General features: G+C 72.4%; 4 protein-coding genes. 2 read left to right on the plus strand and 2 right to left on the minus strand.

Going from position 1 to position 17,343, the window contains the following annotated elements; genetic code table 11:
• The first annotated feature begins 26 nt into the window (after positions 1 to 26).
• Complete coding sequence (locus tag Adu01nite_RS09325) at positions 27 to 10,559, plus strand: beta strand repeat-containing protein (protein ID WP_203726162.1); 10,533 nt, start codon at positions 27 to 29, stop codon at positions 10,557 to 10,559.
• A gap of 4,038 nt (positions 10,560 to 14,597) precedes the next feature.
• Here the strand turns inward: Adu01nite_RS09325 and Adu01nite_RS09330 are convergent.
• Together Adu01nite_RS09330 and Adu01nite_RS09335 are read right to left on the minus strand one after the other, a co-directional pair.
• Positions 14,598 to 16,076, minus strand: a complete 1,479-nt coding sequence (locus tag Adu01nite_RS09330) for a glutamate-cysteine ligase family protein (protein WP_203726163.1) — start codon at positions 16,074 to 16,076, stop codon at positions 14,598 to 14,600.
• Between the two features lie 179 nt (positions 16,077 to 16,255).
• Positions 16,256 to 16,777: a hypothetical protein gene (locus Adu01nite_RS09335; RefSeq protein WP_203726164.1), complete on the minus strand. Its 522-nt coding sequence runs from the start codon at positions 16,775 to 16,777 to the stop codon at positions 16,256 to 16,258.
• A 192-nt stretch (positions 16,778 to 16,969) separates the two neighbouring features.
• Here Adu01nite_RS09335 and Adu01nite_RS09340 point away from each other — a divergent pair.
• Positions 16,970 to 17,343 (plus strand): hypothetical protein (locus Adu01nite_RS09340; RefSeq protein ID WP_203726165.1); only part of this gene is annotated, 374 nt, incomplete at its 3' end.

Here is a 17,343-nt window from a genome sequence, read left to right on the forward strand (position 1 = left end):
CAATCGCGGCGGTTGTCCTGGCTCTCGTGCTGCAGCCGACGCCGGCGGCGGCCGGCTCGATCACCACCTCGGCGCGGCTGCTGAACGGAAACATCAATCTGCTTTCGCTGGTCACCGCCGACCTCGGGGCTCTCAACCCGGGCCAGACGTGGACCACCGGGCAGAGTGCGCATTCCGGCAGCCTCGCGAAGGTGGGCCTGCTGCCCTCCTCGGTGCTCAACCTCGGTGCCGTTACCGAGACCGCCGGGCCGGCCACCAATGGAGGCATGGCCGAGGCGAAGACCGCCGGCCTCAGCCTCCTCGGCAGCAACGGCGTCACGACCGGCCCGATCACCGCCGGGTGCCAGATGACCAAACAGGACATCACCACGACGATGGAGATCGTCAACCTGCGGGTCGGCGGCGCCTCCAAGGTCGCGGCGACCGGCACGGTCGGCCTGGCCGTCCCGAACCTGCTGACGGTCGACGTCGACAAGCGGGTGGGCACGTACAGCAGCGGCACCGGCGAGTTGACCTACAACGTCAAGGCGATCGACGTCACGCTGCTCCAGGGCGCTCTGGGCCTGGTGGCCAACGGCAATCTCACCGTCGCCGAGGCGCAGTGCAAGGGCATCGTGAAGCTGGGCTCGATCTCCACCAGCAAGGCCTCGCTCGCGCCCGGCGAGTCGGGCACCCCCAAGGTCATCGTCACCAACACCGGCGACATCGCCGCCCCCAACACCACCATCACGATCCCGCTGCCGGGTTCGCAGTACGCCCTGGCCGGCCTGCCGACGGTCACCGGCGGTGGCACCTGCGAGATCCTGACCACCGCCGTGAAATGCACGGGCGTGACCGTGCCCGGTGGCGGCAGCGCCGAAGTCTCGCTGCCGGTCACGCTCGCGTCGTCGGCCGGCGCCGGGGCCGCGTCCTGGTCGCCCACCGGCATCAACGCGAGCAGCGTGCCGATCCCGCAGTCGCCGGCCACGGTGATCTCCGCCCCGTCCGGCTCCGGCCTGCTGGTCGACCCGCAGGCCCCGGTCACCAAGAGCGGCACGGTCACCGTCAACGCGACCACGCTCGGCGCCGGCAAGACCGGCGCGCCCTCGGTGAGCATCACCAACGACGGCCCGTCCGACGCGAGCGCGACCGTGACCATCCCGATCACCTCGCCGCCCGGCGGTGTCGAGGTGGTCAGCGCCGCGGTCGGCAGCAAGGCCTGCACGGTCACCCGCAACGTCAGCATCGTCTGCACCGGGGTACCGGTGCCGGCCAAGGGCACCGCCCGGGTGGACATCAACACCTCGGCCGCGGTCACCACCACGCCCGGCGCCACCTGGGATCTCACCGGCATCACCGCCGACCTGAACGGCAAGACGGTCACCGGTGCCGGCCGGCTGCTCACCATCGGCGCCCCGGACGTCAACCTCAACGGCGGCGTCATCATCCGCCCGGCGACCGCCACCCCCGGCGGCCCGCAGGTCACCGCGACCGTGCGGGTCACCAACGCCGGCACCAGCAACGCCGGCCCGACCACGATCACACTGCCGGCCCCGCCGACCGGCTACACGGTCGGCACCGTCACCACCGACGGCGGCGGCACCTGCGCCACCACCAGCGCCAAGACCATCGTCTGCACCGGCGTCACGATCCCGGGCAGCACGAGCGGCGCCCGTACGGTCGTCGTCTCGATCCCGGTGACCGTCGCCGCCGGGGTGACCACCGACTGGACCGCGGCCGGCACGAGCCCGGTCACCGCCCAGGTCACCGGGGCGGACAGCGCCGCCACCGGCACCGCGACCGGCACGATCGTCTCGGCGGTGCCGAGCTACACCCTCGGCGTGCACGCGACCGGCCCGGCCGACGGCACGGTCAGCCCGGGCGGGTCGACGAGCATGACCGTCGACATCGCCAACCAGGGCCCGTCGGACGCGGTCGGCGCCCAGTTCGTCGTGGTGGCGCCGCAGAACACCACCTTCGGCACCCTCGCCGACCCGGCGAAGACCGCCTGCACCGCGGTCGCCGGATCGGCCACCGCGCTGCGCTGCACGATGAACCTGACCGCCGGCGGCGCGGCCACCTCGCTGGTCCTCCCGCTGACCGTGGCCCAGCTCGCCAACCCGGCCACCCCGGTCGCCGGCGGTTGCGTCAGCCTCGACAACGACACCGCCTGCGGCGGGACGAGCGACAAGGAGCTGCCCACCTTCACCCTGCGCACGCCGCTCGCCGGCCGGCTGGGCATCGACCTGGTGCCGGCCGCCGTCACCAAGGGCAGCACCACCGCCGCCACCGGCCAGGTGAAGCTGACCTCCACCCAGGCCGAGACCGGCCTGAAGGTGACCATCCCGCTCGCCGACAAGCAGTCCTTCGTGATCGGCTCGGTCACCGGGCCGAGCGGCTCCACCTGCACCTACAACGCCACCGCGATCACCTGCACCGGTGTCAACCTGACCGCGAACACCCCGGCCACCATCGGCGTCAACATCACCGCGCCCTCGTCGGCCGCGAACGGGCTCACCTGGTCGCCCACGGTCACCGTCCTGGACGGGACCGACCCGGCCACCAAGAGCGGTCCGCTGGCCGGCACCGGCCCCGGCTACAACCTGTCGGCCACGGTGACCCCGCCCGCCGACGGCACCGTCCTGCCCGGCGGCACCACCGGTCTGCAGGTGGCGGTCACCAACGCGGCCGGCTCGTCGGCCGCCGCCCCGGCCGTCTTCACGGTGAACGCGCCGGCCGGAACCACCTTCGGCACACCGCTGCCCAGCGGCGCCATCACCTGCACCGCCAACGGCGCGAACACCCAGGTGACCTGTCAGCAGGCGCTCGCCGCCGGGGCCACCACCGGCCCGCTGACCTTCCCGCTCAAGATCGACGCCGGCGCCGACCCGGACGTCCCGGTCGCCGGCGGCTGCGTCGACCTCGACGGCATCACCGGCTGCGGCCCGGCCGACACCACCATCCCCACCTTCACCCTCAAGGTGCCGTTCGCGGCCCGTGCGGTGGTCACCGCCGACCAGGCCGCCGTCACCCCCGGTGACCAGGCCACCGCCACCGTCCACCTCAAGGCGGCACACGGCCCGCTGAACAACGTGACCGTCACGATCCCCACCGGCGGCCTGACCGGGACCGGCCTCACCATCGTCTCCGGCACCGGGCCGGCCGGCGCCAACTGCGACTTCACCGCGAGCCCGATCACCTGCGACCACGTGTCCGTGCTGGACGGTGCCACCGCCGACATCGGCCTGGTCGTCGCGGCACCGTCCAACGCCACCACCGGCACCACGTGGACCGCCACCGGGGTCACCGCCGCCCTCGGCACCGACAGCGTCAGCACCGACCTGACGCTCGCCGCGGTCGGCGCGGCCAAGCCCAAGATCGTCGCCACCTCGGTGACCCTCGGGTCGGCCACGCTGCTGCCCGGCGAGGCCACCACGCTCGACGTCGCCCTCACCAACCAGGGCCCGTCCGACGCGACCGGCGCCACGGTCAACCTGATCGCCCCGGCCGGCGCGACCTTCGGCACCGTCCCGGCCGGCAGCAACTGCGTGGCCAACGTCGCCAAGACCAAGCTGGCCTGCCCGGTCAGCCTGGCCAAGGGCGCGCCCTGGACCTACAGCTTCCCGCTCAGCGTCTCGGCCATCGCCATCCCCGGCGTCCCGCTCTCCGGCGGCTGCGTCGACCTGGACGGCAACAACCTCTGCACCGCGGCCGACGCGCCGATCCCGACGATCAGCGTCGGTACCCCGGCCCAGCACCGGATCATCGTGGCCGTCCTCCCGGCCGCGGTGACGCCGGGCGACACCGGCACCGCCAAGGTCTCCATCACCTCGACCCAGGCCGAGACCGGCCTGAAGGTCACCATCCCGCTCACCGGCATCCCGTCCGGTGTGGACGTCACCACCGCCACCTGGCCCACCGGCCACACCTGCACGGTGAACGCGGGCGTCAGCATCGTCTGCGACCCGGTCGACCTGCCCACACCGGGCGTCCCGGTGGTCATCACGGCCGGCGTGAAGGCCGACCCGGACGCGGCGGCCGGCGTCTGGACGGCCGGCGGCATCACCGTCGACGCCGGCAGCGGCAACGGCGGCGCCGCCACCGACAGCGCCGTGGTCGCGGTGATCAGTACCGCCAAGATCTCGCTCAGCGGCCTGGTCTCGGTCCCCACCGGCACCAAGGCGGGCGACACCGCCAACGTCAGCGTCACGATCGGCAACGCCGGCCCGTCCGACGCCAACGACGCGGTCGTCACGGTGACCGCGCCGACCGGCACCACGTTCGACACCCTGACCGCGCCGACGTCCGCCGACTGCACCCTGACCCTGCCCACCCTCGCGACGTGCAAGGTCGACGTGGCCGCGAACGGCACCCAGGGCTATCTGTTCCCGGTGCAGATCCCGGCCGACGCGGATGTCTTCGCACAGGTCAAGGGCGGCTGCATCGACCTCGACGGGGTGCCCGGTTGCGACCTGCCGATCACCCCGATCGACCTCGCGGTGTCGATCGGCCAGCGGGTCGCGGTCGGCGCGGCCGGGGCCACCCTCACCCCCGGCGACACCGGCGGCGCCGACGCGCAGGTGCGGATCACCGCGACCCACGACACCCTGAGCAGCGCCACCGTCGTCATCCCGCTCGCCCTGCCGGCCGGCATGCACCTCGGCACGGTCACCCCGTCGGCCGGCACCTGCCAGATCAACGCCGGCGACGTGACCTGCAGCGGCATGACCGTCAGCGGCGGCACCACCGAGACCGTCACCCTGCACCTGACCGCCGACGCCGACGTCGTGCCCGGCACCAGGTGGACCTCGACCGGTATCACCGTCACCGAGGGTTCGCTCACCACCGACCCGGTCAACCGGGTGCTGGCCACGGCCGGCGCCCGCAGGTTCACCCTCGCGCCCGCCATCACCACGCCCGCCGACGCCGAACCGGGCAAGGCCACGTCGTTCGACGTCCAGGTCACCAACCAGGGCCCGTCCGCCGCCGCGAACGCCACGTTCAGCATCCTCGCCCCGGCCGGCACCACGTTCGGCGCCCTCGGCACCGCCACCGACGCCGACTGCGACGTGGTCAGCACCACCAAGGTCACCTGCACGGTGGCTTCGCTGGCCTCCGGCGCGGCCAAGACCTACACCCTGCCGCTGACCGTCGACGCGGCGGCCGGGCCGGGCAGCCAGCTGACCGGCGGGTGCTTCGACGGCGACAACAACGGCTACTGCACCACCGCGGCCGCGCCGCCCGACCAGAAGATTCCCGCCTTCGCGGTGGCGACGCCGTTCGCCAAGCAGATCACCGTGTCCACTTCGCCGTTCACCGGGAACACCGACGGCGACGCCCAACTGGTGATCAGCTCGGACCGAGCGCAGACCGGCCTCGTGGTGTTCATCCCCGCTCCCGCCCTCGGCACCGACGTGCTGCTCGACGCCGCGACTCCGCCGCGCTTTCCCCCCGCCAACGACTGCAACGTCAACTCTGACGGCAGCGCCCAGTGCGTCGGGGTCGATGTGGCCGGCCTCGGTGCCCCGACCACCATCACGATTCCGCTGACGGTCGCCGGCAGCGTCGGCGCCGGGGTGGTCTGGAACGCCACCGGGATCACCGTCAAGGACAGCAACGGCTCCACCGTCACCGCGAGCGGCGTTCTCTTCCGCGGCGCCAGCCCGGCCTACGACCTCGACGCCGCGGTGACCCCGCCGGCCAACGGCAGCGTGCTGCCCGGCGGCACCGCCTCGATCGCAGTGGCGATCACCAACGACAACGGAAGCGGCCCGGCCACCGACGCCCCGGTGATCGTCCGGGCGCCGGACGGCACCACCTTCGGCCCGCTCACCGGGACCACCGCGACCGCCTGCACCGTGGTCATGCCGGACACGCTCTCCTGCAAGGCAAGCATCGCGGTCGGTGCTCCCGCGGTCACCTGGACCTTCCCGGTCCTGGTGCCGGCCGGCGCGGCCAGCCCGGTCACCGGCGGCTTCCTGGACCTCGACGGCGACGGCGTCAGCGATGAGGCCATTCCCGACTTCACCCTGGGTCAGCCGCTCGCCGACATCCTCACCGCCACGGTGACGGCGACCGCCGCTCCCGCGCCGGGCGCCACGGTCACCAGCACCGGCACCGTCGACCTCAGCACCAGCGCCGCCCGCGGCGGCGTCACGGTCAGCTTCGACACCGCCGGCCGGCCGGCCGGGGTCGCCGTCTCCGGCGTCAAGCTCGACGGCGTCGACTGCACGATCACCGGCACCGTCGTGTCGTGCCCGGCCACCGCCCTCGGCAGCACCCCGAAGACCCTCGCCGTCGCGATGACCGCGGCGGCCGACGCGAACCCGGGCGACACCTGGGCGCCGGTCATCACCCTCAAACAGGGCACCGACAGCGCGGTCGTGTACCAGACGCTGGCCACCGTCGACCCGGCCGACCGCAAGCTCGTGGTGAGCGTGAGCCAGCCCGGCGACGGCGTCGTGCTGCCGGGCGGCACCGCCTACCTCGGGGTCACCATGGCCAGCACCGGCCTGGCCGCCTACCCGGACGCCCGCGCCGAGTTCCGGGCGCCGAACGGCACCAGGTTCGCCACCCTCGACGTGCCCGCCTCGGACTACTGCACGCTGCTCTCCGACACCCTCGTCACCTGCACCGCCGACCTCGGCGTCGATGCGAAGTCGTTCACCCTCGGCCTGGTCGTCAGCTCCACCCAGGCGGGCGGCGCCACCATCAGCGGCGGCTGCGTCGACGTCGACCTCGACGGCGTCTGCGGCCCCGCCCCGGACGTCACCATCAAGGCGTTCCTGCTGGCCAAGCAGTTCCGTGAGCAGGCCCAGCTGAGCCTGGAGGCCGGCACCGTGGTGCCCGGCCGGAGCAGCACCGGCTATATCAGGATCGTCGCCGACCGGGCGCTGTCCGGGATGACCCTCACCATCCCCACCCACCCGCAGCCCGCCGACGGCTCCGAGTTGCCGGCCGGCTTCACCATCACCGCGGTCACCGACCCGAACGGCAACGCCGTCTGCACCCTCTCCGGCCAGATCACCTGCACCGGGGTGAAGGCGGACACCACCACCGACCGGCTGATCGCGGTCACGATCAGCGCGGACGCGTCGCTGGCGACCATGGTCAGCTGGAACCCGGTGGTCACCCTGACCGACACCTACGGCGGCACCAGCCAGGCCACCGGGACGCTGATGAGCACCGGCCCGGCCCAGACCGGCGTGACATACGACCTCAGCGCGCCGACCGGCACCATCTCGCCCGGCGAGGTCGCCGACCTGACCGTCACGGTGTCCAACACCGGCCCGTCCGACGCGACCGGCGTCGTCGCCCGGTTCCGCGCCCCGACCGGCACCATCTTCGACACCACCGCGCTGAGCACCGGCTGCACCGCGGTCGGCACCACCGTGATCGACTGCACGGTCACCCTGGCGGCCGGCGCGACCCCGCTCACGTGGACCCTGCCGGTGCAGGTCCCGGCGAATGCCGACCCGGACAGCAAGCTCACCGGCGGCTGCCGGGACTCCGACCGGGACGGCGACTGCGACAACGACGACCAGCCGCTGCCCGAGGTGCACCTGACCCCGACGCTCGACCAGGCGATCACGGTCACCCCGACCGACCCGGCGATCGCCCCCGGCACCACCGTCCGGGCGGTCGTCCGGGTCGGCTCGACCCGGGCGATGGACAGGCTGACCGTCACCATCCCGCTGACCGGCCTGCCGGCCGGGATGACCGTCACCGCCGCCACCTCGACCGCCGGCACCTGCACCTTCGACGCCGGCCGGGCCAACGTGATCTGCACCGACTTCAAGGTCAGCAGCACGGCGGCCGTCGCGATCGTGCTCACCACCGCGGTGCGGGACAACACCACCCCGAGCCTCGACTGGCGGGCGGCGATCGCGATCGCCGACACCGACGGCGACTCGGTCACCCGGACCGTACGGGTCGCGCACGTCGGCGCCGCCGACACCAAGGTGACGGTGACCGCCAAGCCGCCGGCCGACGGCACGCTCAAGGCCGGCGAGACCGGCCAGATCGAGGTCACCGCGGCCAACTCCGGCACCTCGTCCGCGGCCGGCCTGCAATATGCCGTCAAGGCCCCGACCGGCACCACGTTCCAGGCGCCGGTGCCCAGCTACTGCACGCTGACCAGCGCGACCCGGGTCGACTGCACCCTGGCCGTCGGCGGCAGCGGCCGGCTCATCTTCAACCTGCCGCTCAAGGTGGACGCCGCGGCCGACCCGGACGACCCGATCGACGGCGGCTGCGTCGACGGCGACGCCGACGGCTCCTGCAGCGGCACCGCCGACACCGCGATCGACGCCTTCCGGCTGACCGCGCCGTTCTCCGGCCGGGTCTCGATCGGCGGCACGGTCGTGTCCGTCACCCCCGGCCAGAGCGGCGCCGGCATCGTGGTGATCACTTCGGCGTCGGCGGTCGCGTCGGCGACCGTCACGATCCCGCTCGGCACGCTGCCCACCGGCTTCCGGGCCACCGCCGCGACCGGGCCGACCGGCTCGTCCTGCACGGTGACCACCAGCCAGGTCCAGTGCACCGCGGTCACCCTGGCCGGCGGCTCCACCACCAGGATCACCGTGACCACCACGGTCGGCGCGGCGGTCGCGCCCGCCGTCGTCTGGCACGCCACCGGCATCACCGTGGCCGCCGGTTCCGAGTCGGTCCAGGGTGACGTCGACCTGATCAGGTCGGGTGCCCGGGTCGCGAACGTCGGCTTCACGGTGACCGGCCCGACCGGCACGGTGGCGCCCGGCTCGACGACCACGCTGACCGTCACCGGCGTCAACGCCGGCCCGTCGAACGCGGTCAACAGCACCGCCACCATCGTCGCGCCGAGCAACGCCACCTTCGGCACCCTGACCGGCACCACCGCCACCGACTGCACGGTGGTCACCGCCACCCAGCTGTCCTGCACCTACAGCCTCCTGTCGGCGAACACGCTGACCTGGACGCTGCCGCTGACCGTCGCCGCCACCGCGAAGACCGGCGACATGGTGGCCGGCGGTTGCGTGTCCGCCGACGGCAACACCTCGTGCGGCGGCAGCCAGGACGTGGACACCGGCAACAACCCGGTCTCCGAGAAACTCGCCACCCACGGCACGCTCACCGTCGGCAGCGTCGTCGTCCCGGCCGGATCGTCCGGCGACGCGACCATCACCCTCTCGGCCACCGCCGACTACGACAACCTGATCCTGACCGTGCCGCTGGACGACCTGCCGGCCGGCTTCACCGTCGACGCGACCGCGCTCGGCACCGACTCCTGCACGGTCGGCTCCGCCAGCATCGTCTGCACCGGCGTCGCGCTGGTCTCCGGCACCGCCCGCAGCCTGCGCCTCTCGATGACCGTCGCCGCGTCGGTCACGAGCGCCACCGTCTGGCGGGTCACCGGGGTGACCCTGGTGCCGGCCGCCGACAGCACCGACCGGCTCACCGCCTCCGGTGTGCTGGTCAGCACCACGGCCACCGCGTTCACGGTGAGCGTCACGGTCGGCGCGGTGTCGCCCACCTCGCCGAAGCCGGGGGAGAGCACGGTCCTGCCGATCACCGTCACCAATGCCGGGCCGGGCGACGCCGACCCGTACCCGGTGACGATCATGATCCCGGACGGGACGACGCACGGCACGCTGCCGAGCAACTGCGTCGAGGGCAGCACCGACCGGATCGTCACCTGCACGGTGTCGCTGGCCTCCGGCGATTCGGCCGCCATCAAGCTGCCGCTGGTCGTCGACACCGGCCTCGCGGCCGGCACGGTGATCACCGGTGGGTGCGTCGACCAGGCGCTCAGCACGGGTGCGCCCACCTTCGACTACACCTGCGGCGGCAGCACCGACGTGGCCATCCCGAACTTCACCCTCGGCCGCTACGACGTCGACCTGGCCATCACCTATCCCGGCGCGGCGGTGCCGGTCTCCGGCAGCGGCCGCCCGGTGGTGAAGATCCCGTACACCAACGACGGCACGGTCCAGGCCGACAACGTCAGCTTCGAGGTCGAACCGCCGGCCGGCGTCTGGATCGCCAAGGCCGAGATCCTGCTCAGCGGCACCTCGGCGTCCTCGGCGTCGCTGAAGGTCAAGAACAAGACCCTCAAAGCGTTGGCCAGTACGGTCGAGGCGACGTGCACGCCCACCGACAGCGGCGACGACAACGACGTCACCTGTGCCGCCCCGGATGCGGCCGCCCTGACCGGCAGCCAACTGTGGCTGACCCTGATGCTCGGCACCGGCGTCAAGTCCGGCACCCAGGCCATGACGGTCACGGTCACCACCAGCAGCGCTGACGGCTTCTCGACGAACAACACGGTCTCGGTGCCGCTGGTGCTCACCGCCGCGGCCGCCGACGACAACAACGGCGACCTGCCCACCACCGGCGCCGACGTGGCCCGCCTCGGCCTGCTGTCGGCGATCCTCCTGGCGTTCGGCCTGGTGCTGCTGATCGGGGTGCGCGACCGCGGCGGCGTGCCGGTGGGCGCCCACCTCGGTGCCGGGATTCGCCATCACGCCTACCGCAGGTCCCGGCATGCGCGACCGAGCGCGTTGCGCCGCACCTTCCAACGAATCACCGGAGGCCGGCGATGAACGCCGTTGCCCGACGTCGTCGTGGCCGTGGTCGCCGGCTGGCCGTGCTGGCCCTGGCGGCGATCGCCCTGGGGATGCTGATGCTCCCCGCCGCCGCACCCGCGGCCGGCTCGATCGCCACCTCGGCCCAGGGCCTGCGGGCGGCGCTCACCGTGCTGGGCGGCCAGAACGCCGTCACCACCACCCCGGCCACCTGGAGCACCGGCGCCGCCGACACCAAATCGGTCGCCACCGCGGACGTCCCGGGCGTCACCAACCTCGGCGCGGTCAGCGTGACCGCCGGACCGAGCGGGGACGGCGGCTCGGCGTCGGCCGACGTCGCGAACCTCGACCTGCTCAGCAGCCTCAGCGCCGGCGCCATCCACTCCGAGTGCACGATGACGCCCACCCAGGTCGCCGGGGCGAGCAGCGTCGCCGGCCTCGCGGTCGGCTCGGGAGCGCCCACCACCGTCTCGGCGCAGACCACGATCGGCGTCACCGGACTGCTCACCGCCGGCGTCAACACCCAGAAGGCGACGTGGGACAGCGGGACCGGCCTGCTCACCTACACGGTCCGGGCACTCGACGTCGACCTGCTCTCCAACTCGGCGCTCAAGACCGTGGCCAGCAGCCGGATCGTCGTCGCCGAATCGGTCTGCACCGGCAAGGTGCGGCTCGGCGCGGTCAGGACCACCTCGGTGCTGCTCGCGCCCGGCCAGTCCGGCACGCCGACCGTCTCGGTCGCCAATCTCGGCGACGCCGCCGCGCCCAACACCGTCGTCACCGTCCCGCTGCCGCCGGCCGGCTACCAGCTCGGCACGCTGAAGTCGAGCAACGGCGGCACCTGCACCAAGGACAGTACGAAGGTGACCTGCTCCGGCATCACCGTGCCGGCCGGGGCCAGCGCCACCGTCTCGCTGCCGGTGACCCTCTCCTCCGCGGCCACCTCGGCACCGGCCTGGTCGCCCAGCTCCGGGATCGACGCGATCAGCACCCCGGTCGCCGCCGACCCCGGCACGACGATCGAGTCGCACGGCTCCGGCACCCTCGCCACCCCGTCCGGCGCCGGCGCCGACGTCAACCTCGCCGGCGGCGTCAGCATCCGGCCGGCCACCATCACCCCGGGCGGCACCCAGGCGACCGCGTCGGTGAAGGTCGCCAACTCGGGCACGTCGAACGCCACCCCGACCACGATCACCATCCCGGCGCCGCCCGCGCTCTACACCCTGGACAGCGTCACCACCACCGGCGGCGGCACCTGCACGGTGTCCGGCGCGATCACCTGCACCGGCGTCACCGTCCCGGCCGGCGGCTCGATCGTCGTGTCGATCCCGGTGACCGTCGCGGCCGGGGCGCTCACCGGCTGGCTGGCCGACTCGTCGGCGCCGGTCACCGCGACCGCGGGCACCTCCACCGGCACCGCCACCGGGCCGCTCGTCACCATCGGCAGCGGCCTCACGGTGACCGTGACCGGCCCGGTCGACGGCACGCTGAGCCCCGGCGACACCGGTGAGCTGACCGTCACCGCCACCAACGGCGGCATCTCCGACCTGACCGGCGTGCACTACGCCTTCCTGGCCCCGACCAGCACCACCTTCGTCGGGACGATCCCGAGTTATTGCACGCTGACCAGCTCCACCCGGGTCGACTGCACGATGAGCGTGACCGGCCTGTCCTTCCTGCAGTTCCCGCTCCCGATCAAGGTGGACGCCGGCGCCGACCCGGACATCGCCCTCACCGGCGGCTGCGCGGACGCCGGCCACGACGGCTCCTGCGACGTCCCGCCGGACGTCGAGGTCGACGACATCCACCTGCGGGCCTCGCTCGCCGGCATCACGATCGACGCGGACACCGCCACGGTCGCGCCCGGCGACAGCGGGACCGGCACGCTCAAGATCCACGCCGACACCACGATCGCCCTCACCACCGTCTCGGTGCCGCTGACCACCCTGCCCACCGGCTTCAAGGTCACCGCGGTGAACGGCCCGAACAACTCGGTCTGCACCGTGACCAGCAACCGGTTCAGCTGCTCCGCGGTGACCCTGCCGGCCGGGGCCGACGCCGAGATCCAGGTGACCGGCTCGGTCGCCGCCGACGTCGAGCCCGGCGTCGTGTGGCACGCCACCGACATCACCGTGATCGCCGGGATGGACGTCGTCACCGGCAGCGCCGACCTGATCAAGACCGCCACCCGCGACGCCGCCGTCACCTTCACCGTGACCAGCCCGACCGGCAGCGTCGAACCGGGCGGCGCCACCACGATGACCGTCACCGGCTCCAACGCCGGGCCGTCGAACGCGGTCAACAGCACCGCGACCGTCGACGCGCCGGCCAACGCCACCTTCGGCACTCTCACCGGGACCGTCGCCACCGCCTGCACGACCGTCACCAGCACCCAGCTGACCTGCACTTACAGCCTCACCGCCGGGGGCACGCTGACCTGGACGCTGCCGCTGACCGTGTCGTCGTCGGCGAAGCAGGGCGACAAGGTCGCCGATGGCTGTGTCACCTCCGGCGGGGACTCCGCGTGCGGCGGCAGCCAGACCGTGGCGATCCCGCTCGCCACCCACGGCACCCTGACCGTCGGCGGCGCGGTGATCAAGCCGGGCGACACCGGCACCGCCACCGTCCGCCTCTCGGCCACCGCCGACTACGACGACCTGGTCCTGACCGTGCCGCTGGACGACGTGCCGTCCGCCTTCTCGGTGACCGCGGCCGCCCTCGGCACCGACTCCTGCACGGTCGGCACCGCCAGCGTGGTCTGCACCGGCGTGACGCTCCAGGCCGGCACCGCGCGCAGCCTGCGGCTCTCGGTCGCCGTCGACGCCGAGCTCACCACCGACACCGCCTGGACGGTCAAGGGGGTCACGCTGGCGCCGGCCGGCGACGAGGACGACAAGCTGACCGCCTCCGGGGTGCTGGTCAGCACGTCGGCCAGCACGTTCACGGTGAGCGTCACGGTCGGCGCGATCGACCCCACCGCCCCGAAGCCGGGACAGACCACCGTCCTGCCGATCACGGTGACCGACAACGGGCCCGGCGACGCCGACCCGTACCCGGTGACCATCCGGATCCCGGACGGGACGACGCACGGCACGCTGCCGAGCAACTGCGTCGAGGGCAGCACCGACCGGATCGTCACCTGCACGGTGTCGCTCAAGAGCGGCGAGTCGGTGGTGATCAAGCTGCCGCTGGTCATCGACGACGGCCTGGCCGCCGACACGGTGATCACCGGCGGCTGCGTGGACCAGGTGCTCAGCACCGGTAAGCCGACCTTCGACTACACCTGCGGCGGCACCGAGGACGTCGCCATCCCGGACTTCACCATCGGGGCGTACGACGTGGACCTCGGCGTCACCTACGGCGGCGGGACCGTGCCGGTGGCCGGCGCCAGCCGCCCGGTGGTGAAGATCCCGTACGCCAACGGCGGCACGGCGATGGCCGCCGACGTCTCCTTCCAGATCGAACCGCCGACCGGCGTGTGGGTCACCAAGGCGCAGATCGTGCTGGACTCGTCGGCGCAGCAGAGCTCGGTGGCCCGGGCCTCAGCGGCCCGGATGACGGGCCGGAAGCTCACCGCCGCCGACGACACGAGCACCGTCGACGCGACCTGCGCGCCGACCGCGGACGGCGACGACAACGACGTCACCTGCTCCGCCCCGGACGCCGCCGCGCAGAGCGGCCACGAGCTGTGGCTGACCCTGATGCTCGGCGAGGGCGTCGCGACCGGCACCCAGGCCATGCACGTCTCGATCACCACCACCAGCGAGGACGGCTTGTCGACGAACAATGCCGTCGACGTCCCGCTGGAGCTCACCGCCCAGGACGCCGACGACACCGACGACGGCACCGATCTGCCCACCACCGGCGCCGACGTGGCCCGCCTCGGCATGCTGTCGGCGGTCCTGGTCGCGTTCGGGCTGGTGCTGATCGTGGGCGTACGGGAAAAGGGTGTTCGCGAAAAGGTGGTCGCCTACGCGGGCGTACGCCATCAATCGGACCGTAAGCCGCGCCATGCGCGACCGGCCGGCCTCGGCGCGACCCTCCGCAGCCTCGGGTTCAGTCCGGATAGGGCCACTCGTGGACGGGCCGGTTCTCGTGCATCAGCGGAAGGTAGCGGCGGAGCATCTCATGCAGCGCCTCCTTCCGGTCGCGCCCCTCGGCCTCCAGCGCATGCAAGGTCTGAACCTGCCAGGCGGCGCCGTTCCGATGAGTGAGGCAACGCTGCTCGATGATGCCGAGCAGGCGGTCGCGCTCGCCGGCCGAGACGCCCCAGCGGTCCAGGCCCTGGGCCGCCATCGGCAGCAGCTTGCGCAGCACCAGCTCGGTGACCTGGATGTAGCCGAGGCCGGGCCAGAACACGCTGGCGTCGATGCCGTGCCGGGCGCAGGCGTGGAAATTCTCCTCGGCCGCGCTGAAGCTCATCTGCGTCCAGAGCGGCCGCTCGGCCTCGGCGAGCGTGCGGATCAGGCCGTAGTAGAAGCCCGCGTTGGCCAGCGTGTCGAGCACCGTCGGGCCGGCCGGCAGCACCCGATTTTCCACCCGCAGGTGCGGGCGGCCGCGCACCACCGCGTAGATCGGGCGGTTCCAGCGGTAGACCGTGCCGTTGTGCAGCCGCAGCTCGCTGAGCTCGGGCACCTCGCCGCGCTCGAGGATCTCGGCCGGGTCGGCGTCGTCGCAGATCGGCAGCAGCGCCGGGAAGTAGCGGACGTTCTCCTCGAACAGGTCGAACACGCTGGTGATCCAGCGCTCGCCGAACCACACCCGGGGGCGGACGCCCTGCGCCCTTATCTCCTCCGAGCGGGTGTCGGTGGCCTGCTCGAACAGCGGGATCCGGGTCTCGCGCCACAGCTCCCGGCCGAACAGCAGCGGTGAGTTCGCCCCCAGCGCCACCTGAACGCCGGCGATCACCTGCGCCGCGTTCCAGTACGCCGCGAACTGCGCCGGGCTCACCTGCAGGTGGAACTGGGTGCTGGTGCAGGCCGACTCGGGCGCGATGGTGTCGGTGGTGACCGCCAGCCGGTCCACGCCGTCGATCCGGATGTCCAGATCCTCGCCGCGGGCCGCGAAGATCTGCTCGTTCAGCAGCTTGTAGCGCGGGTTGGCGGAGAGCGAGTCCAGCGTCATGTGCTCACGGCGCAGCGTCGGCAGGATGCCGATCATCACGGTGTGCGCCCCGACCGCGCGGGCGTGCTTCTCCGCGTTGTTGAGGCTGGCCCGCAGGGTGCGCTCGAGATCGGCGTTCTCGTCGCCGGCCAGCCGGCGCGGCGGCACGTTGATCTCGATGTTGTACTGACCCAGCTCGGTCTGGAAGTCGGGGTCGGCGATCGCGCCGAGCACCTCGGCGTTGCGCATGGCCGGGTCGGCGTCCCCGTCGATGAGGTTGAGCTCGATCTCCATGCCGGTCAGCGGCCGCTCGAACTCGAACCGGGACTCGCGCAGCATCGCCGCGAACACGTCCAGACTGCGGCGGATCTTGTGCCGGTACTTCGCCCGGTCCTCGCGGGTGAAGTTGGTCTGCTCGACTTCCTCGCCCATCGGCACACCGCCTGTCTCGAATGATTTCAACCTCGCATACCGAGCGGGTCTGCGCCAGGGACGGCCTACCCTGCGGAAGTTGATCGCAAACTGGCGTTCCGGGCCGACACAGAGTTACCGCGTCGGAGGCGACGCTGCCTACGACGCGGTGGCTGATTCTGATCAGGGTGGTGACGGCTCTACGCGAGCCAGACCACGGCTACCGCCAGCGCCACCATGAGGCCGAGAACCGCCTGGAGCAGCAGCGCCGGGCCGAGGTGCGACCACATCGTCGGGATACGCGGGGTGAGCGGCTGCATGGTGGTCAGGTTGACCACCTGGAGGAGCTTGACCGGCAGCCGGGCATCCTTCTGCGGCTCGGTGCGGACCTGGATCAGGTCGCCCCGGTGCATCGCCGACTGCGGCAGATGGCCGTGCATCTCCACCTCGTAGATCTGGCCCAGGTCGTCGCGCACCCGCATCGGTGTCACGAGGAACTCGGGCCCCTTCTTCAACTCCTTGAAACTGCGGCGGGCGGCCCGCATGCGCAGCAGCGAGCCGATGAGCTGGGCGATGCCGGCGGTGATGTAGACGACGATCAGTAACGGCTGGCCGACCCGCACCTCACGGGTGTAGGCGGCCTGGTAACCGGCGAAACGGCCGGTGATGACGGGGCTGACGTGCCGGAGGATCTGCTCGCGGTACAGCTCGACCTCGTCCATGGGGGATCACCTCCTGGATGTCTTCATATCGTACGGAGAGCCACTCCGCGTGTACCGTGAGTGAATCTTCATGACTGGTGTCGGCGGGCATCTGTTCCTCCGAAATGCGGAAAAACGCGCGAATCGCCACTTCAAAAAGGTGAACTTGACTCGGAACCGCGCACCCGCGCGCGGGTGATGGGGGCGAGTGAAGTGGCACCGACGGAAGCCTTCGTAGATCCGGACAGCGTCCTCGCGCAGACCGCACGGGAGATGCTCGCGGCGCACGCGGGTGGGGCGGGACCCAGCGAAGGCATGATGGAGTGCCCGGTCTGCGGCGAGCCGCTGCCCTGCCCGGCCGGCCGATCGGCGGCCGAGGTCCTCGAGGCGGCCGGCCTGGCCGAGGCGTCCGGGCTGGTCGCGATGAGCCGGCCCAACCTGATCTTCGACGAAGAGCCCGACCAGATGTACGCGTCCCCGCTGGCCTTCGGCTCCCCGATGGACGTGCAGCTCCCGGGCAGTTTCGACCCCCCATACGGCTCCGCCGCGCTGCACGGTTTCGACGCGTCGCACGGTTCCGCTGCGCC

Source organism: Paractinoplanes durhamensis (genome assembly GCF_016862175.1).
In the GTDB taxonomy this organism is placed as follows: domain Bacteria; phylum Actinomycetota; class Actinomycetes; order Mycobacteriales; family Micromonosporaceae; genus Actinoplanes; species Actinoplanes durhamensis.

Bases quoted from the DNA above. Each gene is read 5' to 3' on its own strand.
- Adu01nite_RS09335 (WP_203726164.1), bottom strand. From the start codon at position 16,777: ATGGACGAGGTCGAGCTGTACCGCGAGCAGATCCTCCGGCACGTCAGC.
- Adu01nite_RS09330 (WP_203726163.1), bottom strand. From the start codon at position 16,076: ATGGGCGAGGAAGTCGAGCAGACCAACTTCACCCGCGAGGACCGGGCG.